Origin of the sequence: Bacillus sp. SIMBA_026, assembly GCF_046535335.1 — a bacterium.
Taxonomy (GTDB): Bacteria; Bacillota; Bacilli; order Bacillales; family Bacillaceae; genus Bacillus; species Bacillus velezensis.
Window position 1 is genome coordinate 2012187 of the sequence record NZ_JAWRWX010000001.1, and the last position, 24619, is coordinate 2036805.

Sequence of the window (24619 nt, forward strand, 5' to 3'; positions counted from 1 at the left end):
ATTTCAGCAAATTAAATGCCGGCGCAGGCTTTTGCTTTTACGAGCGCCTGTTCTACCTGCTGAAAACCCGTTCCGCCGGCGCTCATTCTTTTTTCAACCGCATGATGCGGATCTAGCACGGTATAGATGTCTTCTTCAAAGAGAGTGCTGGCTTGAAGAAATTCTTCAAATGCCATATCACTTAAATAGATTCCTTTTTCAATGCAGCTGTACACAAGCTTGCCGACCACTTCATGCGCTTCTCTGAACGGCATGCCTTTTTTAGCTAAATAATCGGCAAGTTCCGTCGCGTTTGAAAAATCTTGTTTTGTCGCTTGTTTCATGATGTCTTTGTTTACTTTCATCGTTTCAATCATGCCCGTGAAAATCTGAAGGCTTCCTTCAACGGTTTTCACCGTGTCAAACATGCCTTCTTTATCTTCCTGCAGGTCTTTGTTGTAAGCGAGCGGGAGCCCTTTCATAATCGTGAAAAGCCCCATCATATCACCGTATACGCGTCCGGTTTTACCGCGGATCAGCTCCGCCATGTCGGGGTTTTTCTTCTGCGGCATCATGCTGCTTCCCGTCGCATACGTATCATCCAGTTCAATGAATCTGAATTCCTGCGAGCACCATAGAATGATTTCTTCTGATAAACGCGAAAGGTGCATCATCAGCATGCTGCTGCCGCTTAAAAACTCGAGAATAAAATCTCTGTCACTGACTCCGTCAAGACTGTTCTCATAAATGGAGTCAAAACCGAGCAGCTCCGCCGAATAGTTACGGTCTATCGGAAACGTGGTTCCGGCAAGCGCCCCGCATCCGAGCGGCGATATGTTAATCCGCTTCATAGCGTCGCGAAAACGCTCTTTATCCCGTTCAAGCATCCAAAAATAAGCAAGCAGATGGTGGGCGAAAGAAATCGGCTGAGCCCGCTGTAAATGGGTGTACCCCGGCAGAATGGTCTCGACATTGGCCTCCGCTTTTTCGATCAGCGCTTTTTGGAACTGTTCAATCAGCACGATGATATGCGAGACATGATCTTTCAAATACAAATGCATGTCGGTCGCCACCTGGTCATTCCGGCTTCTGCCGGTATGAAGCTTGCCGCCCAGCGGTCCGATTTCTTCGATCAGCATTTTTTCAATATTCAAATGGATATCTTCATAATCAACAGAGAATTCAAGCGTCCCTTCCTCTGCTTTTTGCAGGAGGATCTGCAGCCCCTGTCGGATGGCGCCTTCTTCTTCTTCCGTCAGAATGCCGCATTTTTTCAGCATTGCCGCATGAGCGAGAGACCCTGTAATATCCTCTTTGACTAAGTTTTGGTCGAATGTGATGGATGCGCCGAACTCATCGACCCACTTTTCCGGTGTTTTTTGAAAACGGCCTCCCCAAAGCTTCTTCATGCTTCAATCTGCTCCTTCTTTTTCACAATGCTGTTTACTTTTGTCGGCAGCCCCCAAAGCTCAATGAAACCGATTGCCGCGTGATGGTCAAAAGCATCGTCTTTTGTATATGTCGCAAGTTTTTCATCATAGAGTGAATATTCCGACTTACGTCCTTCTACAATGGCATGGCCTTTAAACAGCTTGACGCGCACGACGCCGGTGACGTGTTTTTGGGTTTCTTTCAGGAATGCAAGCAGCGCGTCTTTTAACGGCGAGAACCATAAACCGTTATAGATGATTTCAGACAGTTTTTGTTCAATTGCCGGTTTGAAATGGGCCACTTCTTTCACTAAAGTCAGATCCTCAAGCTCTTTGTGAGCCGTAATCAAAGTCATCGCGCCCGGGCACTCGTAAACTTCACGGGACTTAATGCCGACCAGGCGGTTCTCCACATGGTCAATCCGGCCGATGCCGTGTTTTCCGGCAGTCTCGTTCAGCTTGAGAATTAAATCAGCGAGCGGGTAGGTTACGCCGTCGATTGAAACCGGAACACCGGCTTCAAATGCTATTTCGATGATTTCCGGAACGTCCGGCGTGTTTTCAAGAGATGCTGTCAGGTCATATGCCCCTTCAGGCGGCGCCGCCCACGGGTCTTCTAATATACCGCATTCATTGGCGCGTCCCCATAGGTTCTGGTCGATGGAATACGGGCTGTCAAGATTGATCGGAATCGGAATGCCGCGGCTTGCAGCATATTCAATTTCTTCTTCACGCGACCATTGCCACTCCCGGACCGGAGCAATGACCTCCAGATCAGGATTTAATGATTTAATGGATACTTCGAAACGCACCTGATCGTTGCCTTTTCCCGTGCAGCCGTGCGCTACGGCCACCGCGTTTTCCTTTTCCGCGACTTCAACGAGTTTTTTCGCGATTAATGGACGGGATAATGCAGATACGAGCGGATACTTGCCTTCATACATTGTATGGGCCTGCATAGAAATGAGCGCGTACTCCCGGGCGAATTCTTCTTTCGCATCAATCACATAGGAATTTACGGCGCCTACTTCCAGCGCTTTTTGCTGAACGAATGCCAAATCCTTTCCTTCCCCTACGTCTAAGCAGCAGGCAACAACATCGTATCCCTGTTCTTGCAGCCATTTTATCGCTACAGAAGTATCAAGACCTCCTGAGTATGCCAATACAACCTTTTTTTGTTCTGCCATGTTAAAAGCTCCCTTTTGTATAAAAATTAGTTTTAATTAATAAAAATGCATTTTGTATGTATACACTGTAACAAGTAAATTCTGTTTTTTCAAGCCTTTTATAAAAAAAACCCCACCCAATTTTTTGAGCGGAGCAGAGCCTTTTTATACATTTATAAATCTTTTCGGATTTCCCGGAGCACATGAGGCAGTTCAGGAATAATCAGTTTACTCATCGCAAGCTTTACGGCGCCTGAGGAGCCGGGCGTGCAGAAGACTGCGGTATTTTGGATCACACCCGCTGCCGCTCTGGACAAAATGGCGGCGGAACCGATGTCCTCCGTATAGCTCAGCATGCGGAACAGCTCGCCGAATCCCGGGAGTTCTTTTGAAAACAGCGGCGTGACCGCTTCAATTGTGACATCCCTTTCGGCAATGCCCGTCCCTCCGTTTAACAGCACCGCATCTGTATATTCATCCATACAGCCGGATAAAACGGCTTTCTGCAATTCATCTTTTTCATCTTTAACAATGTCATAAGCGACCGTTTCAAATCCCGCTTCCCTGAGGAAGTCCATCATGACGCGCCCGCTTTTGTCGGTTTCTTTCGTTCTCGTGTCGCTGACTGTGATCACCTTGCAGCGCACGGCTGACGGGGCTTCTTGTTTATGTTCATGCACACTCATTGCTTCACCTCATCGTTTATGTATTAAACATATCGTAACGTTTGATTCTGGGTCATTCAATAAAAAAGCACACCCTAAAGGATGTGCTTTTTTCGATCATTACTGTGCAAGGCGGACAACGTCGCGTGCGATCATGACCTCTTCGTCAGTCGGAATGATCATGACTTTGACAGGAGAGTGAGGGTAGCTGATAAACGCTTCCTCGCCGCGCACGTTGTTCAGCGCAGGATCCCAATATACACCCATGAATTCTAAGCCGCGAAGCACGCGTTCTCTGACTTCAACGCTGTTTTCACCGATACCCGCAGTGAAAATAATCGCGTCAACGCCGCTCATTCTCGCAGCGTAAGAACCGATGTATTTATGGATTCTGCTTGCGAACACTTCAAGAGCCGTTTCCGCTCTTTCGTTTCCTTCTTTTGAAGCTTCCACGATATCGCGGAGGTCGCTGGAGAAACCGGATACGCCAAGCAGTCCGCTCTTTTTATTTAACGTATTTAATACTTCATCTGCCGTCTGATCCGTTTTTTCCATAATGTACGGAATCAATGCAGGGTCGATGTTTCCTGAACGTGTTCCCATCGCAACACCCGCAAGCGGTGTGAAGCCCATTGACGTATCAATGGATTTTCCGCCTTCTACGGCCGCGATACTTGCGCCGTTACCGAGGTGGCAGGAAATCAGACGCAAGTCTTCAATCGGACGGCCGAGAAGCTCAGCTGCGCGCTGTGTCACGTATTTATGAGATGTGCCGTGGAAACCGTATTTGCGGATGCCGTATTTCTCGTAGTATTCGTACGGAAGGCTGTACAGGTAAGATTGCTCAGGCATCGTTTGGTGGAACGCCGTATCAAACACTGCAACCGCAGGCACATCCGGAAGCACTTCTTTAAAGGCTTTAATGCCGACGATGTTAGCCGGGTTGTGAAGCGGCGCAAGTTCTGAAATCTCTTCAATCTCACGGATTGTTTCATCCGTAAGCAAAACAGAATCGCTGAATTTTTCTCCGCCGTGAACCACACGGTGGCCGATTCCGTCAATTTCATTTAAATCCTTTATAATACCGAATTCAGTCAGCTTATGAAGCAGCATCTTCACCGCAACCGCATGATCCGGAATATCTGTCACTTCTGTATTTTTTTCGCCGTTAACAGAGATTGTGAAAACGCTGTCGGCGATACCGATCCGTTCTACTAACCCTTTTGTTAGCACCTTTTCTGAAGGCATTTCGAATAACTGAAATTTTAAAGATGAGCTTCCTGCGTTAATTGCAATAATTTTAGACATAAATGACGCTCCTATCAAAATTCTTCTTCGTTTGTTCGTTCTTTTTTCCCAGACCATAACTGCAGTCCAAAAAATATCTGACTTTTCCATTTAAACATTGTCAACTCAGCATTTCAAGTCAACATCCACATTGGTACCGCTTACAATACGAAGTCGATATTTTCTGATAAATTTTATTTGTGCCAAATGGACGGCACGGCCTTACGGAATGTTATTTTCTTTCCTTAATTTGTGTTATCGTCCTGATTTCCATTCATTTTAAAAAGCAAAAGCAGCGCGGGATTTTGCATCTCACACTGCTTTTTCTCCATTATTTTTCTGTTTGAATCCATTGATCCAATTTTACCATCATCTCCCGCATCGCCTGCTGGTTCGCAAAAGAAGGAAGATTCGCCAAAAGCGCTTGTTTCGGCGGCTTTGCGTCTTCGCCTTTTTTCTGCAAGATTAAAATGCTCTTTGCCTGCGCTTCGTCTTTAAACATAGTAGCCGGCAGCTGAAGAAGGGCGTTGATATACACTTTTTCCGCAAAAAACCGCTTCAGTTTATCGCTTTGCGCGCTGTCAAACAGATGGTTCGGAATCATAAAAAATAAGTATCCGCCCGGTTTTGTATGTTTGACGCTCTGCTCAATAAATAAGTGGTGAGCAAAAGAGTGGCCTTCATCCGCTTTCAGCTCAAACGCTTCAGCGCCTTCGTCATTCGGATAGTAGCCGACCGGCAAATCGCAGATAACCGCATCGGCCGGTTCGATAAATAACGGCTGAAGACTGTCCTGGCAGAACAGCTCCATTTCTTTTTCCTGCAGATTCGCCTGAGCATAAGCGATCTTCAGAAGGACATCGTCGATTTCAATGCCGAAGCTTTTTCCCGCTTTGTCAGAAAGCTGATTTGCCGCGGTCAGCAGAAGATTCCCGGTGCCGCAGGCGGGGTCCAGCAATGTCAGGCCTTTTCGGCCGCCCGTAAATTTATTCACGAGATAACTGATGAAAAGGCCGATCGTATCAGGCGTCATCTGTCTGTTCGGATGGGACTTATCTTTGAGTCCTTTTAAAATGGCGAGCTGGAACGCCTTGCGGATCCATTCATGCTCCCATTTTCTGAAGTCTGCTTTCGCAAGCAGGCTGTTAAGCTCGCCGGTTTGCTTTTCCTGAAGCGGAAGCTGGTCGGCCTTTTCAAGAAAATACATCTCTCCCGCTTCCGCAAGCCCCTCAATATAAGAAATCTGAAGACCTTCTGCTATCACTTGGGCGGCTTCATCTAAAAGTTCATAAATCTGACCGACATGGTCATGTTGCATGCTGTTTCCTCCTTGCCATGAAAAGAGCTCCGCGGCAGCACCCGGAGCTCTTTTTCTCTCTTTACTTGATTAACGCTTTTGCAGCTTCGATAGGCTTTTCATAATTCGGGTGGTTTGTCGCTTCGCTTACGTATTCCGCGTAAACGACTTTTCCGTCCTGATCAAGGACGAATACGGAACGCGCCAAAAGACGAAGTTCTTTGATGTGAACACCGAATGCTTCACCAAATGACATCTCTTTATGATCCGATAATGTTTCAACTTTATCAATTCCGTTCGCTCCGCACCAGCGCGCTTGTGCAAACGGAAGGTCGGCGCTGATAGTATAAACGTTCACATCACCGAGTTTTGCGGCTTCTTCGTTGAAGCGGCGTGTCTGCGCGTCACATACGCCTGTGTCAATGGAAGGAATAACGGATATGATCGTTACTTTCCCTTTCATATCTGCTAATGTCTTCTCTTCTAATCCGTTTGTCAAAACCGTGAAGTCAGGAGCTTGGTCACCCGGTTTCACTTCTTGTCCGATCAGCGTCACGGCTCCGCCTTTAAATGTAATTTCAGCCATTCTGATTCCTCCCTTTATCTATGTATAGCTCTATCATAGTCGAGTTTTATGCAAACTGCAAAGGTTATGCCGCATCGTAAAAAAAGCTAACTGCGGGCGGCAGTTAACTTTTCTGTTATAAATCGATATCCGTTCTTTTTTGGTTCCGGCCTTTTTCATTCTTTTTAAACATATGCTGGATGCGTTCAATCGTTTGAGGCGCGGAGTCTAACAGTTTATCAATCAGATGGGTGTTTTCGTCTAAATGAAGCATACGCACCCCGTTTGTTCCGACAATCAGAAACGCAATCGGCGTAATGGATACTCCGCCGCCGCTTCCGCCGCCGAACGGGAGCTTCTGCTCTTTTCTTTCATCATCATCGGTTCTTTTTTCAGCCGGCTTTCCTCCAAACTCGCTTCCGCCCGCCGCAAATCCGAATCCGACCTTTGAAACCGTTAAGATTACGCTGCCGTCAGGTGTTTCAACAGGATCGCCGATGATTGTATTCACGTCAATCATTTCTTTTAAATTTTCCATAGCGGTTTTCATTAAACCTTGAATGGGATGGTCTGCCATATGCGCTCCTCCTTAAACTGATGAATCATTCTTTGAAGCAACCGGAACCGGCTGTTTCTTTCGTATGATAGAAAGTCCGTTCCGCCCGTATTTGAGCAATTTGAAAGCTGCACCTATAAGATGTCCAAAACGAAAAAAGAATATACACTGCAAATGCGTCTTGGATGCAGGCACTTGAAAAGACGGAATGACTTCGCACACCGGTTTATGTATGAAACGCAGATGATCATACAGCATCGCCGTAAGGCCTCCCTTTACGGCCCACAATCCGCCGGCGGCGATTCCCGTAACGGCGGCGTCCTTTATTCCGATAACCGTCACCCATTCGAACTTCGTAACACGGACTCCCGCAAGAAATGAGGCGCCGATTTGGCGCATCTGAAAGACTTGGTGCAGAATCATTTCTATTCTGTGAATGCTCTGTTTGACATCTTCATATGTGATTTTTTTCTTCTCTTTTTTCTGACCTTTCATTTCTGATTTCGTGTCCTGTTTGACATCAATTGACGCGTCTTCGCTGTTTACTTTAATGACGGGCAGCGTTTTTTTAATACGGATCAGCCCGTATAAGGCCGAGAGTTTAAACGTCAGTTTGTCGTTATCTTTATCATGAAGATATTCGAGCGTCAGGTGAATTTTCATCCTCATAAGCAGCCAGGCCAAAATGAGAATGAGAATAACAGCTGCTGCGGCATATCCCATAAGCTTCACTTCCTTAGCAGCATTATCGCCAAAACCAAAAAAAATAAACCCGGACGTTTATTCCGGGTTTATTGCTTTTATTTGCGGTACAGCGCTTCGTGAATCACCGTTGTGTCGGCGATCAGATCATGAATGCCCTGCTTTTTGGGCGTAAACGCAATGACGATATAGAGAATCCAGATTTTATCGATATAACGCCCCACCGCTTCTCTGAAAATGACGGTGCTCCAAGTCAGCGGCTTTCCGGGCGTCAAAGAAGTGACCTTTAACCCGAAGACCATCTTGCCGAGTGTCTGATGAAACCATTTCGTCATGAACACAAAATAGGCGAGGTAGACGATCAGGGTTGTGACGGAATAAGCTGAGATTGTAAACATTCCGCTTGTTGCCGGGAGCTTCATCAGCGTGAAAATCGGTGAAACGATGAGATGGTTAAGTCCCCAGACCACCAGCCAATCGAGAAGAAACGCCCAAAACCTGATCCAAAAGCCCGCATATGCCTGCTCGGGCGCCCTCTGTTGTTCGGCTTCCCCTTCTCTGCCGTGAAAGCCTTCGTAAGTCGCGTCCATTCTTTCTTCCCCCCTACTTTGCATAGAGATACATCATCCGCGGCGAACCGGATTGCGAAATGAGTTCTTTCATATTCAGAAAATCAACTTCGCTTTTAAACATTTTCGCTGCGCTCATGGAAAAGAGCGAGCCTAATCCGAATCCTTCCTCGTATGTGATGACTGAAGCGTTTTTCATATTTTTATGGTCCTTTTTCATCGCGCTGATCGTATCATCGTAAAAACCGAGCTCATCAACGAGGCCGATTTTTTTCGCTTGTCTGCCGTCGTAGACACGGCCGTCGGCAATTTTTTTCACATCAGATTTTGACATGTGCCGGCCTTTTGAAATGACATTGACAAATCCTTCATAAGAATCGTTGACCATTGTCTGCATGATCTTTCTTTCTTCCTTCGTCATGTCGCGGGTCGGGGACATGATGTCTTTATGCGCGCCGCTTTTAATGGTTTCAAACTTGATGCCGAGTTCATCGGCGAGCTTGGAATAATTGACGCTTTCCATGATGACGCCCAGTGAACCCGTGAGCGTTTCCGGTGAAGCATAGATTTTATCGGCGGCCGTTGAAATATAGTAGCCTCCCGATGCCGCCATGGAGCCCATGGATACATAAATCGGTTTCTTCGTTTCTTTCTTTAGTTCTTCCAGTTTTTTATGTATTTCCGCGCTTTCGTACACGCCTCCGCCAGGGGAATTGATTTTCAGTACAATTCCTTTGACGCTTTTATCTTCTTTCGCACGCTCAACCTGTTTTAAAAATGATCTGTGATCATACCCGCCTGAGCTGAGCAGGCCAGCGGACCCGCCGTTATCCTCAATCGTGCCGTCCACTTCAAGCACGGCGATTTTACTGCCGGGGATGCCCTTATCCAGTGTCACTTCTTCTGTGTCATCTGTCAGTGATGCAAAGTCAGACCCTGTATCTCCGATATTCTTCAGCACCCCGACGGTCACACTTGCAATGACTGATACGCCGAAAATGCCGAGCGCGATGACGAGCGCAATCCATCTTTTTGCATTCATTTGTTCTCCTCCTTTTCTGTCAATATTCGTACGTTCCCCCGTAAAAAAAGATTCATTTTTTTCATGAAGCGCTTTCCCTTAACGGATAAACAGGAAACATGTTACACTATTGCCACAGGTATTTTAACACAATACCTGCTGGGAGAAAAACGTAAATATGACAGCAAAGGGGAATGGGGATATGACCGATCTTCGCCGCAATGTTTATTTTTTCCACAAACAAAACAACGAAACAAAAGAACAAGTCAGCTCTTTGAAGCAGCTTGCTGAATCGCACGGTTTTACAGTTGCGGCTCAACCGGAGGATGCCGGAATTATCGCCAGCATCGGCAGCGACGGCTCATTTCTGCAAGCCGTCAGAAAAACCGGATTCCGTGATGACTGCCTGTATGTCGGCATCGCTAAAAAAGGGAAAGCCCATTTGTACTGTGATTTTCACAGCGATGAGCCTGAAAAAATGGCGGCCAGCATGACCGCGGAACAGCTTGAGGTCAGAAAATACCCGCTCATTCACGTCACGGTGGACGGCAGCAATCATTTTCACTGTTTAAACGAGGTTTCCATCCGTTCAAGCATTATTAAAACGTTTGTGATGGATGTGTTAATTGATGATCTTCATTTTGAGACGTTCAGAGGAGACGGGATGATCATTTCCACCCCGACGGGCAGCACCGCCTACAATAAATCTGTTTCAGGCGCCGTTGTTGATCCTTTGATTTCCTGCATGCAGGTATCCGAACTGGCGTCGTTGAACAACAACACATACCGTACACTCGGATCTTCGTTTATTTTAAGCTCAGACCGGAAGCTGACACTGCAGGTGGTGCAAGACGGCAATGAGCATCCGATTATCGGGCTTGATAATGAAGCGCTCAGCACGCGGAATGTCAAAAAGGTTGAGATTACACTATCCGATAAAAAAATCAAAACGGTGAAACTGAAAGACAACTCTTTCTGGGAAAAAGTAAAACGATCATTTTTATCATAAAAAAAGAGGACGGGCATCACTGCCTGTCCTCTTTTTCATATACGATACGGCCGCCGACGACGGTTTTGACAGCTTCCAATTCATGAAGCTTTTTCGGGTCCGTCCTGAACGGATCACCGCTGAGTACGGTAAAGTCTGCATCATAGCCGGGGGCGATCCGTCCGCGGCTATGTTCTTTATGGATGATGGCCGCGCTTCCCTCCGTGTAAAGCTGAATGGCTTCGTACACGGTCAGGCACTCTTTTTCATAATAGGCCGGACCTTCCGGGTGCTGCTTGCTCGTACGGAGCACAGCCGATTGAATGCCCAGAAGCGGATCGGCCGGTTCTATCGGGGCATCTGAACCTCCGGCGCACAGCAGCCCTTTTGACAGCAGTGTTTTCCAGGCGAAAGCCGTTTTCATCCGCTCTTCTCCGAGCCTGTCAATCACCCACGGAAAATCACTGGCCACAAAATGCGGCTGAAGATCAAGTCCGATCGGCAGCCGGGCGGCTCTTTCAATCAATCCGTCATCTAATACTTGCGCATGAATGAGCCTGTCTAGCTGTCCGGGCTTTGCCGGGTATCTTTCGATAACATCCAGCACCTTTTCAAATGCAAGGTCGCCAATCGCGTGCACGGCGATCTCCATCCCTTTCTCTCTCGCTTTATAAACAAGAGCGGCAAGGGTTTCGTCATCATGCACCTGAACACCGGAAACTGACGGATCATCGTGATAAGGCTTTTTCAATAGAGCGGTTCTGCCGCCGAGCGCGCCGTCAGCAAAAATTTTCATCGCTCCGTATTCCAGATAAGGTCCGGTCGATTTATCCAGAGCGCTCCAGCTGTCGACGGCTTCGTGATGTACGAGCAGATGGGCGCGAAAAGGATAAAGGCCGCTGCCGGTTAATGACTCGTACGCGGCAACGGGAACGGACGCGTCTCCGTAGTATGCCAGATCTTCTGAATGCCCGCCGGTCAGGCCTTTTGACCAGCAGTCCGTAATCGCCGTTTGAAGCGCGCGTTTGACATAGTGAAGTGAGACGGGCGGCAGGGCCTGTGTCACAAGCTCTTGGGCTTTATCCAGCAGGAGGCCTGTCGGACCGGTGCCGTCCCGGACAATAATTCCGCCGTTTGGATCAGGTGTTTCGGTTGTAATTCCCGCCGCGCGCAATGCGGCCGAATTAACCGCCGCGGCGTGCCGGCATACCCGCTTCAGCAGGACGGGGCGGTCGGGAAAGAGCGGGTCAAGGTCATGCTTCGTGACGTAAACCGGCCGTTCAAACAGATTTTCATCCCAGCCTTCGCCGATCAGCCATTCGCCATCTTCCAATTCACGCTCTGCTTCTTTTGCAACCCGCAGTATCGCTTCTTTTGACGTCAGCTGCGACAAATCGAGGCGAAGCTGTTTTTCCCCGTGTCCGATTAAATGCATATGACTGTCCGTAAACCCCGGGAACATGACAGCTCCATGTAAATCGATCTCATCCGTATCAGGCGAACCGTATGTTCCTTGGAGCTCCCGGAAGCTGCCCGTCTGTCTGACGACGCCTTCTTCGGTATAAACAGCTTCAGTGACATGATTCTTGTCCAGCATTGTATAGATGGTGCCGCCGTGCCAAATCGCTTTCATCCCCGCTCACCCTTTATCCCGTATTATGCTTTTTTATCAGCCTTCAGCCGTTCTTCACGCTGTCTCAGCTCCACACGTCTGATTTTTGCGGACGCCGTTTTCGGCAGGCTTTCGACAAACTCAATTTCTCTCGGATATTTGTAAGGCGCCGTAATCGTTTTTACGTGGTTTTGCAGTTCTTTGACAAGTTCGTCACTGCGCTTTTCATCGTCTTGTAAAACGACATAAGCTTTTACGATTGAACCTCTGATTTCATCCGGGCTCGCCACGACGGCACATTCTTTCACTTCCGGATGCTTCACGAGCGCGTCCTCTACTTCAAAAGGCCCGATTGTATATCCGGAGCTGACGATGATGTCATCATTACGGCTCTCAAACCAAAAGTAGCCGTCCTCGTCTTTTTTCGCGCGGTCTCCTGTAAGAAAGTAATCTCCGCGAATCTGCTTTTTCGTTCTTTCAGGATCTTTATAATATTCCTTGAATAAAGCCGGTGTGCTCAAATGCACGGCGATATCGCCTGTTTCACCAGTTTCGCATATTTCGCCTTTATCGTTTATAATCTCCACTTGATTTCCAGGGGTCGGTTTGCCCATGCTTCCCGGCTTAATATCCATATCCTTCAGGACGCCGACTAACAGGGTGCTCTCCGTTTGGCCGTATCCGTCTCTCACTTTAATGCCGAAATGCTTCCGGAATACGTCAATGACTTCCCGGTTTAATGGCTCACCCGCAGAAACTGCGCTGTGAAGGGCAGAAAGATCATATTTGTCCAACTCCTCCACTTTTGCCATCAGGCGGTATTCCGTCGGGGTACAGCAGAAGACATTTACTTGATGGCGCTCCAGCAGCTCTAAATACGTCTTGGCGTTGAATCTGCCGTGATAAATGACTCCTGTCGCGCCGCTTCCCAGAATTGCGAGCAGCGGGCTCCACACCCATTTCTGCCAGCCGGGCGCCGCGGTGGCCCACACTGTATCGTCTTCAGAAATATCCAGCCATGCACCGGCTGATGTTTTTAAATGGGCAAAGGCCCAGCCGTGTGTATGTACAACGCCTTTAGGCTGACCGGTCGTGCCTGAAGTATAGGACAAAAACGCCATGTCTTCTCTTGTTGTATCAGCTGTTTGAAAACTGTCTCCGTCCGCTTCAATCGTTAGGAGGTTTTTCCAGCCGACATTATTTTCACCGATTGACAATGTCACCAGCTGCTCGGTATTCACCTCGTCAAACGCGTTTATAAATGAAGGATAAACGATAGCGCCTTTCACTTCGGCGTGTTTGATCCGGTATTTAAGGTCTTTGGCGCGCAGCATTTCCGAGCAAGGAATGACGACCATCCCCGCTTTTAAGATCGCTAAATAAACGGCATACGCTTCAAGCACTCTCGGAACCATGACAATCAGCTTATCGCCTTTTTCAAATCCGAGACCTTTCAGGCGGGCTCCGATTTTATTCGTTTCTTCCATCAATTTTTCATACGTCCAGACTTTCTTGCCGCCTGTTTGATCTTCCCATATAAGCGCGTTCTTCTCTTTGGAACGGCTGAACTTTTCGATTTCATTTACAAGGTTATAGTTCTTTGGGGCGATTAAATCTTCTCGTTTTAACACGAACAACTCCTCACTTTCTTTCCCCATTATACATAAACATAGGCCATTACAATAAAAATATGCATAAATTGCTTCCCGCCTTCTATCTATACTCATGAAAAAAGAGCGGGGAATTCCCCGCTCTCTTAGCCATTATGTGAAGTTGTGATTAAAACTGCTGCTGGCTGCTTCCGCCCATGCTTTGCTGAGCAAAAGAGACAAGACGTTTTGTGATTTCTCCACCGACAGAACCGTTAGCGCGAGAAGTTGTTTCCGGTCCAAGGTTTACACCGAATTCAGAAGCGATTTCATACTTCATTTGGTCGATAGCTTGAGCAGCGCCTGGCACTAAAAGCTGGTTGCTGTTTCCGCTGTTTGATTGTTGTGACATGTGTATCACCTCCTTGTGAGTATAGAATGTGATAAAACACATGTCTTCATTCAAAAAAACTTTGGTAATTGTATACAGTTTTAAAACAGGCCGGCAAACTTATCGTGAGCTTCCTGCTCTGAGTAAACAGTGATGGTTTCGATGCCGGCAGCGGCCTCTGCAATCAGCGGTTCAAAATCAACGAAGCTTTCGAAGTGCTCGATTTTTTCTTTTTTCGGGCGTGTTTTCGGACTTGGCGGCGTAAAGATGGTGCAGCAGTCCTCAAACGGCTGAATGCTTGTTTCATACGTACCGATTTCTTTTGATTTCTCGATGATTTCTGTTTTGTCCATTCCGATTAAAGGGCGCAAAATCGGCGTTGCCGTCACGGCATTGATCGCATACATGCTTTCAAGCGTCTGGCTCGCTACCTGCCCGAGACTTTCTCCCGTAATGATCGCGAGCGCTTTTCGTTCTTCTCTGATTCTGTCCGCGATTTGCAGCATAAGACGCCGCGTCGCCGTCATCGTATAGTTCTCCGGGATTTGTTTTTGGATGAGTTCCTGCGTCTTTGTAAACGGCACGATATGAAGCGTCATACTGCCGCCGAACTTTGCAAGGCATCCCGCAAGATCCATGACTTTCTGCTTTGCACGTTCACTCGTATACGGCGGACTGAAGAAATGTACGGCTTCAACAGATAATCCCCGTTTCATCGCGTAAAAACCGGCGACCGGACTGTCAAAACCGCCGGAAAGCATCAGCATCGCTTTACCCGCGGAACCGACAGGAAGGCCTCCGGCGCCTTTTTCGTTACGAATAGTCAGGAATGTCGCTTCCTCCCTGATTTCAATCCGAAGCGGAATATCGGGATGTTTCACATCGACGGTTAATCCATCCGTGTTTTTCAAAATATGGCCGCCGATTTCAGCGTTCATCGCATTCGTATCTAATTCAAACTGCTTGTAAGCCCGTTTGGTCTCGACCTTAAACGTATTCCCCGGTTTATATTCGCCTTCTATCGCGGCTAAAGCCGTTTTTTTAATGTCTTCCAGCTTGCTTTCGCATTTAATTGCGAGACTAAAGCTTTGAATGCCGAATATATTCTTTAATAAGGAACAAATTTCCTCCGGGTTTTCTCCATTAAGTGTAATTGACATCCGGTCCCGGTTTGAAAAGTATTTTACTTTTTTATAATCCTTTAATACCAGGCGGATATTCTGTTTTAATCTTTCAATAAAACTGCGTCTGTTTTTTCCTTTTGTGGATATTTCACCAAAACGGATTAAAATATGATCGTAATTCATATGCTACCTCATCATTTTTTTTAGTTTTTGAACAGCCGGCGCCAGCGCGGCCATAAACGGCTCCGTGATGTCAGCCGTATGGCTGAAGTTCAGGCTGACTCTGATGCTGCTTGATGCAATCTGTTCGCCTTTATTCATTTTCAGAAGAACACGGCTCGGTTTGTGCTCTCTTGCCGAACATGCCGCGGTTGTGGAGACATATATTCCTTTTTCCTCAAGCATGTGCAGCAGCACTTCCGCCTTCACGCCCGGAACGGAAAAATTAATGATATGCGGCGCGCTGTTTTCAGCGGGGGTGTTGATGACGACCCCGTCCGTCCCGCTCAGCCTTTCCATGAGCGCATTCTTGGCAGCCTCCATGGAAGAAAGCCGCTCATTCATGTCACGCGCGGAAAGATTGATCGCCTTCGCAAGGGAAACGGCGCCTGCCGTGTGTTCCGTTCCGGCGCGGACGCCTTTTTGCTGCGAGCCGCCCGTTATAAGCGGAATGAGCCGCGTTCCTTTTTTGACGATAAGCGCTCCGGTTCCTTTTAAGCCGTGAAACTTATGCCCTGAAACGGTGCAAAGGTCAATGCCCGCTTCTTCTATAGACAGAGGAACTTTATGAATACCCTGCACATGATCAACATGAAACAGAATATTCCGGTGCTGCTTCAAAAGCCCGCCGATTTCCTTTACGGGCTGAATGGAGCCGACTTCGTTATTGACATGCATGACGCTGACGATTATCGTATCCGGCCTGATAGCCGATTTGACGTCTTTCAAAGAAACGAAGCCGTTTTGATCGGCCGGAAGATATGTGACTTCAAAGCCGAACAGCTCTGTCAGCTGATCAAGCGTCTCCGTCACAGAAGGATGCTCAATCGCCGAAGCAATGATATGTCTTCCTTTACTCATGTTTGCCCAGGCTGCTCCCTTTAACGCCGCGTTATTCGCTTCAGTCGCGCCTGATGTAAATACAATATCATAATTTTTTAAACGCAAGGTTTTTTTTATTTGCTGAGCGGCCGCTTCAAGGAGCTGTTCCGTCTCAGTTCCTAACTGGTGCAGAGACGAAGGGTTGCCGAAATAACGGCTGCTCGTCTGTTTATACACTTCCAAAACCTCTTCATACGGCTCGGTCGTTGAGCTGTTGTCTAAATATATCATTTTTTTTACTCCTTTAATGAAAACGGTACATCGTATGATATTTATGCTACCATAACAAAAGTAAATATAAATTCGCAATAAATCGAGTATTGACTTCTCTGTACATTGCCATATAATAAGTAATGTTCGTTTTGTTATATTATCTGACAATTAATTGACAGAATATTTCAACATAGTATTTAGGAGGATTTTTATGAAACACTCACTACCTGTCAAAGATACCGTTATTATCGGTTTCATGCTTTTCGCACTTTTTTTCGGGGCAGGAAATATGATATATCCGCCGGAGCTCGGGCAAGCGGCGGGGCATAATGTCTGGAAAGCGATGGGCGGTTTCTTACTGACCGGCGTAGGTCTGCCGCTTTTGGGTATTATCGCCATCGCATTAACGGGCAAAGACGCAAAAGGGCTTGCCGATAAAGCTCATCCGGTATTCGGGACTATTTTCACCGTTGTGCTTTATTTATCAATCGGGCCGCTTTTCGCGATTCCGAGAACCGGAACCGTTTCATATGAAATCGGTGCAGTTCCGTTTTTAAGCGGCATTCCGGAAAGATTATCTTTATTTGTTTTCACGTTGATCTTTTTTGCTATTACGTATTATTTAGCTCTTAATCCTTCCAAAATCGTTGACAGAGTCGGAAAGATTTTGACTCCTATTAAATTCGGTATTATTTTAATCATCGTCGTAAAAGCCATTGTCACTCCGATGGGCGGACTGGGCGCCGTACATCAGGCATATTCCGGAACGCCGGTGTTCAAAGGATTTTTGGAAGGCTATAAAACAATGGACGCGCTCGCCTCAATCGTCTTCGGCGTCGTTGTCGTCAACGCTGTTAAAAGCAGGGGCGTCACCCAGCGTAAAGCGCTCGCGGCCGCTTGTATTAAAGCGGGTCTTATAGCTGCGGCAGGTTTGACATTCATTTATTTATCTTTGGCCTATTTGGGAGCAACAAGCACGGACGCTGTAGGTCCGATCGGCGAAGGCGCAAAGATTTTATCAGCTTCATCAGATTACCTGTTCGGTTCACTGGGAAACATCGTTCTCGGCTCTGCCATCACCGTTGCGTGTTTAACGACAAGCATCGGGCTTGTCACATCTTGCGGCGAATATTTTTCAAAATTGATTCCCGCTTTATCATACAAAATGGTGGTTACGATTGTCACGCTGTTCAGTCTGGCGATTTCAAATTTCGGACTTGCTGAGATTATTGCATTTTCAGTTCCTATTTTATCAGCGATTTACCCGCTGGCGATTGTCATTATCGTCCTTTCCTTTATTGATAAAATCTTTAAGGAAAGACGGGAAGTCTATATCGCCTGCCTGATCGGAACGGGGCTGTTCAGTATCTTGGACGGTTTGAAGGCAGCAGGCATTCCGCTCGGATCATTAGATTCATTCTTAAACGCAAATCTTCCGCTTTACAGCATGGGAATCGGCTGGGTGCTTCCGGGCATTGCCGGAGCGATCATCGGCTGCATCATCACGTTTTTTACCAGCCCGCCCATCGAATTAAATAAAGCAAAATCGTAACATTCAGCGCTTGCGGCTTTACGTATATCAGCCGCAGGCGCTTTTATATTCCGTGAGAAACTAAAAAACTGCACCTCTGATTTCCATCAGGGTGCAGTTTTTGCTTATGCGTCTATGAAGCAGATTGATCAGCTTTAATTTTTTTCACGGCGCCGGGAGCTGCTTTTTCAACAGCATCTGCCGCCATCTCATAAGCTTCATTATAGCTGTAAGCGTAAAACAGCCGTTCCGCTTCTTTCAGCTGTTCGGATAAAATATGATTCTGGCTTCGGAAGCGGTTGCCGTACTGGATGATCCGCTCAATCAGCTTCACCTGAATCACAAGATCTTCCGCCTCTTCGCTGACTTCCTCAACTGCCTTTTCGGCTTCGGTCAGATGTTTGGCGGCTTCCTCCATATTCAGCGGCAGCACTTCCAATTGGCTGACGGTTTCTTCTATATGATGATTTGCCGTTTCGAGCTTGTCCTTGACTTGTTCAGGAATACCCGGCACGTTGCTTTTTTGCAGCATTCGGGCCGTGTCAGAAATGGTTTTCCGAAGATGCATCAGCGTTTCCCGCGCCTGCAGTTCTTCTTTTCTGAGCGCCTGCAGATTTTCACGGTATTCGGCATGTTCTTTCTGAGCCTCTTCCATCTGCTTTTCGATGGCCTCGACTTCTTCAATCAATAGAGAGTAAGCGACATGCTCACCATCAAGCTTTTCTCTCGCCTGCTCAAGGAGCCGGCCGATCGTTTCCAGCTGTTTTTCGAAGGCATGCTGTCTGCCGATTTCACCCGCCGTCAGCTGATAGCTTTCCTTGACGAGCTCCGTTTCGGTTTTTGTGCGGTCTTTTTCTTCCTCAAGCTTTTCATACGCGATGATCAGCTCAGGCATTTTGCTTAATACGGACTGTCCGGCTTCCACTTCGCCTTCCAGCTGGTCATACATCGATTGAATGGTTTCATCAATCAGCTGAAGAATGGCGGACGCTTCGTCGACATCCAATTCTTCCAATAGCGCGTTTTCGGCCCGTTTCAATTGATTTGTGAGTGTATCCAGCTCTTTTTCGATTTGAATATGCTCTAATTTGTAGCCTTTTTCCGTCATTTCCCGGTAGCCGTCTTTCAGCTTGGCAATTTGGTTCGGCACGGTCTGTTTACAGTCCGCAAGCAGTTTCGGAACGTCATCTATGTATGTCTGAAGCTGATCCAGTCTGCGGTCCTGTTCAAGCAGCACTTTTCTCGCTTTGATGTAATTGCCGCTTTCCGTCTCTTCTTCGAACTCTTTTATGCCGCTCCAGATTTCGTCGAGATCCGTCTCCAGGCTGTTATAAAGCTCTCCGTAGAGATGGCTGTACGCCAAAAGGTTTTTTCGCGCTTTTGAATACCGCTCACGCACCTGTTCAATCTCTCCGCGGCTTTTTTCCTCGCTCGTCACAAGGTCGCTGATCTCACGCAGTATGCCTTCTATATTTGATTCGGCTGCAGTGAGAAGGTCGTCGATGTGGACAAGCACCTGATTCGCTTTTTTAAACCGGTATTTGTCGGCGTTCTCTTCGGCATCATAAAGGAGCTCTTCTACTTTCGGCAGATGGGCTGTGACAATTTCATCCCACTCTTCGCGCCATCTTTCAAAGAACTCTTCCGTCTCTCCGGTCATTTTCAGATGTTTGATCTTGGACATTTCTTCCACTATCGAACGGTTTAAAATTTCAATCTTCCATGACTCCAGCCGGTCAATTTCCGTATAAATTTTTTTCCTGAAAAAGTAGCCCGCCGCAAAGAGCGCGAGCAGTATAACCAATAATCCGATGACTAACTCCATAATGAGCCCCCTTGTTGTTCTCTTAATCTGTCAGGGTGTTTTATGTATTCAGAAAGATTTCAATATATGTATTGAGAAAATCTGTCGTTTTCATTGTTATTATGATACCATGTAACCAACATTTTTTGACCAGAAATCAAAAACTTTTTGCATAATTTCGGCAGGATTCTGCAATTTTTTAATGGAGTGACACAAATGGAAAAACGAGACGCTCATATCCACACGCCTTTTTGCCCTCACGGCTCGAAGGATGCGCTGAAACAATATGTCGAAAAGGCCCTGGAAAGAGGCTTTGACTCGATCACATTTACAGAGCACGCCCCCCTTCCTCCGTCATTTCAAGATCCCGTACCGCTTCAGGACAGCGCGATGGATCTCAGACAGATGGAGGTTTATTTGGAGCGGCTGTCACACCTGAAAAAGGAATACGATGGACAAATCAGCATTCTGACCGGGCTGGAAACCGATTTTATCACAGGGTATGAAGAGGAAACCGCGGCGTTTCTGAACACGTACGGCCCCTCACTGGATGACGGCATTTTATCCGTTCATTTTTTGAAGACCGGTCCGTCTTATATATGCCTGGATTTTGACGAGCACGCCTTTCAGCAGCTTGCCGACCGCTTCGGAAGCGTTGAAGCCGTATATGAACAATACTATGAAACTGTGTATTCTTCCATTGTAACACCGCTCGGCCCCTTTAAGCCAAAACGGGTCGGCCATATCACGCTCGTCAAAAAATTCGCGCGCCTTTTCCCTTACAGCATGTCACCTCAAATAAGAGAGCTTGCGGCCCGCTGTCTTGACGCCGTGAAAGAACACGGAATGGAGCTGGATGTGAATACATCCGGGCTCAGAAAGAAATTTGCCGGGGAAGTATACATGGAGGATTGGATGGCTGAGACGGCGAAGCAAAAAAAAATCCCGCTCATATTCGGGTCGGACGCCCATCAAGCGGAAGATGTCGGCAGTTCCTACGAAACGTACAAAAGCATCATTACTTCATAAGCGCCGCATCAGGCCGTCGGAACACGCTTTCGATCCAGATCTTCACCTCTTCAAAATACCTTTTATAAAAGTACGGTTCATGAGGCTGCATATAGAGCACCTCCGTAATGTATTGGGGCTGAAGATACGGCATCATCAAGAGGGATTTCAATTGCAGAATAAAATGCGGCACGGGCAGCGTCAGCCGTCTGTGGCGTGACTGCCCTTCTTCAATCACCAGCTGGAAAATATATTTTTCTTTCATTAAGTAAGTAGACATAATTTCCCTGATCAGCACGGAATCAATCGTCACTTCCCGGTACACAAACCGCGTTAATTGACGGTTATCGTGCTGATAGGATAAAATATCGAAAATTACCCGCAGGATGCGTTCCTGCGCGTCTTCACCGTTCATACTGACGGCGGCTTTTTCCAGCGCTTCAGTATAGCCTTCGTAAAACTCGGAAACTAAATGTTCCATTAATCCGCCTTTCCCTTTAAAATAGTAGGAGATGTGCGCAACATTTACATCAGCTGACTTTGCGATTTCACGGACGGACGTGCCGGAATAACCTTTTTGGTTAAACAGCTGGACAGCGGCGTTAATAATTTTGTCTTTGGTGCTTACTTTCATACGGCTCACCCCTTTATGTGTAACAATTCAAGCAGAAAGGCGCCGTTCCTGTAAGAACTTCTCGACAAATGCCGGCAGAACGGCCGGAACTTTGTTTGATATTATAGAAAAAGTGAGGGTTTTCCATGTTTCATGTCGAAAAACAATCCGGAGATAAAGAAAAAAGTTATCAGCTTCTGCTTAAACAGCTCGAAGCCATGACAGAAGATGAAACGGATGCGATCGCAAATTACGCGAATGCGTCAGCGCTTTTATACCATTCATTACATGAAGTCAACTGGGCAGGGTTTTACTTCGCTAAAGAGGGCGAGCTCGTGCTCGGACCGTTTCAAGGACTTCCTGCCTGTGTGCGCATTCCGTTCGGCAGAGGCGTATGCGGGACTGCCTACTCTAATGGCTCGGTGCAGCGGATTGCCGATGTGAATGCGTTCCCGGGACATATCGCCTGTGACGCGGCTTCCCAGTCAGAAATCGTCCTCCCGATCCGCGTAAACGGTGAAGTGATCGGTGTGCTGGACATTGACAGCCCCGTGAAAAACCGTTTTGATGAAACGGACGAAACCTATTTGGCAAAGTTTGTTGAAACGCTTGAAAAACGATTAGGATAAAAAAAGGAGCCCGGCCGGCAGGCCGGCTCCTTTTTTATGTCGTCGTGCTGTTTTGATGGATGATCAGCCGGTTTTTGCCGTTCCGTTTGGCGATATAAAGCGCCTCATCCGCTTGCTGAACGAGCAATTTCAACGGCATCGGGCCGGTCTTTGACCAGCAGGAAACGCCGCAGGAAATCGTCACGCGCGGCTCGGTGTTTTCCCGGATGGCGCGAACCAGCCTTTTAGCGATGCGTTCTCCGGATGACACGTTGATATTCGGCAGATAGACAGCCAGCTCCTCGCCCCCCCACCTCGCAGCGACATCATGCTCACGAATATGGTTCTTCATAACGGAGGCCACCTGAATCAGGATCGAATCTCCCGTTTGATGACCGTATGTATCATTAATATTTTTGAAATTATCGATATCAACGAGGATGAATACACCCCGTTTATGAATTTTCATGCTGTATTGAATTTTCTCATCCAAATAGGTTCTTGAATACAGCTCCGTCAGCTGGTCTGTCTGAACAAGATGCTCAAGCCTGTCGCGCAGCATGGAGTTCGTAACCGCCAATGTCGCATGGTGAATGAGCGCTTGAAAAAGCTTATACATTTCAAACGTAAAAGCATACAAATCCTTTTTCAATAAAATCGCGAAACCGAAGACGGTGTCATTTTCGATCATCGGCACCGCCATCAGCGAGCCGAAACCGTTTTCGCCGAATACAGTCTTTCCGCTGCCGATAAACACGCCCTTTTCTCCCTCGAACAGCTTTTCTTTCACAATGCTGATATAGGGGTTCGCACGTTCTGTCTTAAAAAAAGCGGTATGTCCCGGAAGCAGATTTTGCGTCTCAAAATGATCAATATGAAAAAAAGCCACTTCTTCCGCATGAAACGATTGGGTCATAATGGCGGCGAGCTCCCGCATCGTATCAGTGAGTCTGAGGCGCTGATTCAGCTGGCGCGATGTTTCATTAATGAGCTCCAGATTCGCAATGCTTTTTTTCGATTGCTCATAGAGCTGCGCATTTTCAAATGCTTTTCCCGCTGCGCCCGCAAGCAGCAGCATTTCACTGAGAGTACTGCACGAAAGAACGGCATCCTGCAGCCCCTCTGTCTTCAGAACCCCGTAAGTCCCCTGCTGGCCTTTGATCGGCAGATAAGCAGATGACCTGCCTTTTCTAAGCAGTCTCCCCGATAAATAAACCTTCTGGGCAGACGGATCGGCATCTTTTCCGTCCATATGTAATTCTTTTGCGGGAAGCTGTCTGTCCGTATCCTGATCCTGCGTGATAAACAGTGAAAAACGGAAAGACCGGAAAGCCGTACTCAAACTTGCCTGCAGTTTTTCCAAAACCTCATTTTGGTCCAAAAGCGAATGGAACATTTCTGTCATTCTGTGAATTTTCCGCTGATGCTTCGTTTTGTCAAACAGCCCGCTTTGTCTCACAGATTGATTAATAAACTGAGTAACGATCTCAGGCAATGATTCCGGGATCGGCAGCCCGCCTTCCGAGCACAGATAAAAGGATCTGCCGGACGTCTGATTCCTGATCATAAAACGGCCGTCACTCTCTTTCAGCGGAGCATAGTGCGGTTCATCTTCTGTTTTTATGGTGAAACGTGTTGATTCTGCCGGTGAAAGGGTCAATGAAAGAGATGTAAAGCAGGATTCTAGAGCTGAGGCCAGCCATAACAGCGAGTCGGATAATGAGACGGATTCAGATTTCGTTAAGAAAAAAGAAAGCATTTTCTGATGAAAGGCCGTCACTTCATCAATTGTTTGTTTTTTCATTTTTATCACCTAAACATGTACTACTCATTTTTGTACATTATATCATAAACCGGCACTCTTCATGGAGAAATGGTTGACGGCGGCGGGGAAAAATCATATAATGTTCTTTGTGTGAAATATTGCAGCCTTTTTGTTCAGCTTCTGTGTTTGCATTTTGTTCCTTAGCTGTAAGGTGTATCGTGTAACTCTCTGCTGCTGGAGCGAGGATACATGAAAACAAAATGTGCACGGTCGGATCGAACAGACGGTTTTTATTTTCCACAAAATAAAACCAAAGGAGGAGTCACATTATGGCTCGCTATACAGGTCCATCTTGGAAACTGTCTCGCCGTTTAGGAATCTCTCTTAGCGGTACAGGTAAAGAATTAGAAAAACGCCCTTACGCACCAGGCCCCCACGGTCCGGGACAGCGTAAAAAACTATCAGAATACGGTTTGCAATTGCAAGAAAAGCAAAAACTTCGTCACATGTACGGTGTAAACGAACGTCAATTCCGCACATTGTTTGACAAAGCTGCAAAAATGACTGGTAAACACGGCGAAAACTTCATGATTCTTTTAGATGCACGTCTTGATAACGTTGTGTACAAGCTCGGTCTTGCGCGCACTCGCCGTCAAGCTCGCCAATTAGTTAACCACGGTCACATCCTTGTTGACGGAAGCCGCGTTGACATTCCGTCTTACCAAGTAAAACCTGGTCAAACAATCGGTGTTCGCGAAAAATCAAGAAACCTTTCTATCATCAAAGAATCTGTAGAAGTAAACAACTTCGTTCCTGAGTACCTTACTTTCGACGCTGAAAAGCTTGAAGGTACATTCACTCGTCTTCCAGAGCGCTCTGAGCTTGCTCCGGAAATTAACGAAGCGCTTATCGTTGAGTTCTACTCCCGTTAAGTAAAACGCTCTTTAAAGAGCATTGGATTAAACCCCGGACATGTTGTGATAACAATGTTTCCGGGGTTTTTCTTTTGGGCTGTCGAATAATGGACAGATGCTC

23 protein-coding genes are annotated in these 24619 nt (G+C 47.0%); 5 read left to right on the plus strand and 18 right to left on the minus strand.

Annotation, left to right across the window (positions count from 1 at the left end; translation table 11 throughout):
* Positions 1 to 11: 11 nt before the first annotated feature.
* The 10 genes from argH to sppA form a co-directional block, all read right to left on the minus strand.
* Positions 12 to 1388, minus strand: a complete 1377-nt coding sequence (gene argH, locus SB847_RS09875; RefSeq protein ID WP_410561310.1) for an argininosuccinate lyase — start codon at positions 1386 to 1388, stop codon at positions 12 to 14.
* Positions 1385 to 2596, minus strand: a complete 1212-nt coding sequence (locus tag SB847_RS09880) for an argininosuccinate synthase (RefSeq protein ID WP_003152428.1) — start codon at positions 2594 to 2596, stop codon at positions 1385 to 1387. Before SB847_RS09880 ends, argH begins: the two co-directional genes overlap by 4 nt.
* A gap of 152 nt (positions 2597 to 2748) precedes the next feature.
* Entirely contained in the window at positions 2749 to 3261 is a 513-nt protein-coding gene (locus SB847_RS09885; RefSeq protein ID WP_007408054.1) for a MogA/MoaB family molybdenum cofactor biosynthesis protein, read from the minus strand.
* Positions 3262 to 3360: 99 nt separating this feature from the next.
* Positions 3361 to 4548, minus strand: a complete 1188-nt coding sequence (locus tag SB847_RS09890) for an acetate kinase (protein ID WP_029326031.1) — start codon at positions 4546 to 4548, stop codon at positions 3361 to 3363.
* A 310-nt stretch (positions 4549 to 4858) separates the two neighbouring features.
* Positions 4859 to 5845, minus strand: coding sequence for a class I SAM-dependent methyltransferase (locus tag SB847_RS09895; protein ID WP_410561309.1), 987 nt, complete (start codon positions 5843 to 5845; stop codon positions 4859 to 4861).
* 61 nt (positions 5846 to 5906) lie between these two features.
* Positions 5907 to 6410 (minus strand): thiol peroxidase, encoded by a 504-nt coding sequence (gene tpx / locus SB847_RS09900; RefSeq protein WP_007613091.1) that lies wholly within the window; start codon positions 6408 to 6410, stop codon positions 5907 to 5909.
* 115 nt (positions 6411 to 6525) lie between these two features.
* Positions 6526 to 6966: a GerW family sporulation protein gene (gene ytfJ, locus SB847_RS09905; RefSeq protein ID WP_003152423.1), complete on the minus strand. Its 441-nt coding sequence runs from the start codon at positions 6964 to 6966 to the stop codon at positions 6526 to 6528.
* A gap of 12 nt (positions 6967 to 6978) precedes the next feature.
* Positions 6979 to 7668: a DUF2953 domain-containing protein gene (locus SB847_RS09910; protein WP_007613093.1), complete on the minus strand. Its 690-nt coding sequence runs from the start codon at positions 7666 to 7668 to the stop codon at positions 6979 to 6981.
* Between the two features lie 77 nt (positions 7669 to 7745).
* Positions 7746 to 8237: an RDD family protein gene (locus tag SB847_RS09915; protein WP_410561308.1), complete on the minus strand. Its 492-nt coding sequence runs from the start codon at positions 8235 to 8237 to the stop codon at positions 7746 to 7748.
* A 13-nt stretch (positions 8238 to 8250) separates the two neighbouring features.
* Positions 8251 to 9258: a signal peptide peptidase SppA gene (gene sppA / locus SB847_RS09920; protein WP_410561307.1), complete on the minus strand. Its 1008-nt coding sequence runs from the start codon at positions 9256 to 9258 to the stop codon at positions 8251 to 8253.
* A gap of 181 nt (positions 9259 to 9439) precedes the next feature.
* Between sppA and SB847_RS09925 the strand changes: the two genes are divergently transcribed.
* On the plus strand, positions 9440 to 10246 hold the full coding sequence (locus tag SB847_RS09925) for an NAD kinase (RefSeq protein WP_015240378.1): 807 nt from the start codon (positions 9440 to 9442) through the stop codon (positions 10244 to 10246).
* Positions 10247 to 10262: 16 nt separating this feature from the next.
* Here SB847_RS09925 and SB847_RS09930 read toward each other — a convergent pair whose 3' ends face one another.
* The 5 genes from SB847_RS09930 to SB847_RS09950 all read right to left on the minus strand — a co-directional run bounded on the left by SB847_RS09930 (position 10263) and on the right by SB847_RS09950 (position 16273).
* Entirely contained in the window at positions 10263 to 11858 is a 1596-nt protein-coding gene (locus SB847_RS09930) for an amidohydrolase (protein ID WP_410561306.1), read from the minus strand.
* Positions 11859 to 11881: 23 nt separating this feature from the next.
* The gene (gene mbcS / locus SB847_RS09935) at positions 11882 to 13468 is read right to left on the minus strand and encodes an acyl-CoA synthetase MbcS (protein WP_410561305.1); all 1587 of its coding nucleotides are present in this window, start codon (positions 13466 to 13468) and stop codon (positions 11882 to 11884) included.
* Positions 13469 to 13616: 148 nt separating this feature from the next.
* The gene (locus SB847_RS09940; protein ID WP_007408043.1) at positions 13617 to 13838 is read right to left on the minus strand and encodes an alpha/beta-type small acid-soluble spore protein; all 222 of its coding nucleotides are present in this window, start codon (positions 13836 to 13838) and stop codon (positions 13617 to 13619) included.
* Positions 13839 to 13918: 80 nt separating this feature from the next.
* Positions 13919 to 15124, minus strand: coding sequence for a tRNA uracil 4-sulfurtransferase ThiI (thiI, locus tag SB847_RS09945; RefSeq protein ID WP_007408042.1), 1206 nt, complete (start codon positions 15122 to 15124; stop codon positions 13919 to 13921).
* A gap of 3 nt (positions 15125 to 15127) precedes the next feature.
* Complete coding sequence (locus tag SB847_RS09950; protein WP_410561304.1) at positions 15128 to 16273, minus strand: cysteine desulfurase family protein; 1146 nt, start codon at positions 16271 to 16273, stop codon at positions 15128 to 15130.
* Positions 16274 to 16466: 193 nt separating this feature from the next.
* Between SB847_RS09950 and brnQ the strand changes: the two genes are divergently transcribed.
* Entirely contained in the window at positions 16467 to 17807 is a 1341-nt protein-coding gene (brnQ, locus tag SB847_RS09955; protein WP_032873674.1) for a branched-chain amino acid transport system II carrier protein, read from the plus strand.
* Positions 17808 to 17919: 112 nt separating this feature from the next.
* Here the strand turns inward: brnQ and ezrA are convergent, their stop codons facing one another.
* Positions 17920 to 19611 (minus strand): septation ring formation regulator EzrA, encoded by a 1692-nt coding sequence (gene ezrA, locus SB847_RS09960; protein WP_082998833.1) that lies wholly within the window; start codon positions 19609 to 19611, stop codon positions 17920 to 17922.
* Positions 19612 to 19806: 195 nt separating this feature from the next.
* Between ezrA and hisJ the strand changes: the two genes are divergently transcribed.
* Positions 19807 to 20619, plus strand: coding sequence for a histidinol-phosphatase HisJ (gene hisJ / locus SB847_RS09965; RefSeq protein ID WP_045208497.1), 813 nt, complete (start codon positions 19807 to 19809; stop codon positions 20617 to 20619).
* On the opposite strand, the gene refZ is transcribed toward hisJ, so the two are convergent.
* Positions 20609 to 21232, minus strand: coding sequence for a forespore capture DNA-binding protein RefZ (gene refZ, locus SB847_RS09970; protein ID WP_007408038.1), 624 nt, complete (start codon positions 21230 to 21232; stop codon positions 20609 to 20611). The genes hisJ and refZ overlap by 11 nt on opposite strands.
* A 125-nt stretch (positions 21233 to 21357) precedes the next feature.
* On the opposite strand from refZ, the gene SB847_RS09975 reads away from it, so the two are divergent.
* Positions 21358 to 21840, plus strand: a complete 483-nt coding sequence (locus SB847_RS09975) for a GAF domain-containing protein (RefSeq protein ID WP_007613120.1) — start codon at positions 21358 to 21360, stop codon at positions 21838 to 21840.
* A gap of 34 nt (positions 21841 to 21874) precedes the next feature.
* Here the strand turns inward: SB847_RS09975 and SB847_RS09980 are convergent, their stop codons facing one another.
* Entirely contained in the window at positions 21875 to 23623 is a 1749-nt protein-coding gene (locus SB847_RS09980; RefSeq protein WP_061581286.1) for a sensor domain-containing diguanylate cyclase, read from the minus strand.
* Positions 23624 to 23913: 290 nt separating this feature from the next.
* On the opposite strand from SB847_RS09980, the gene rpsD reads away from it, so the two are divergent.
* Complete coding sequence (rpsD, locus tag SB847_RS09985; RefSeq protein WP_003152406.1) at positions 23914 to 24516, plus strand: 30S ribosomal protein S4; 603 nt, start codon at positions 23914 to 23916, stop codon at positions 24514 to 24516.
* The last annotated feature ends 103 nt before the right edge of the window (positions 24517 to 24619 follow it).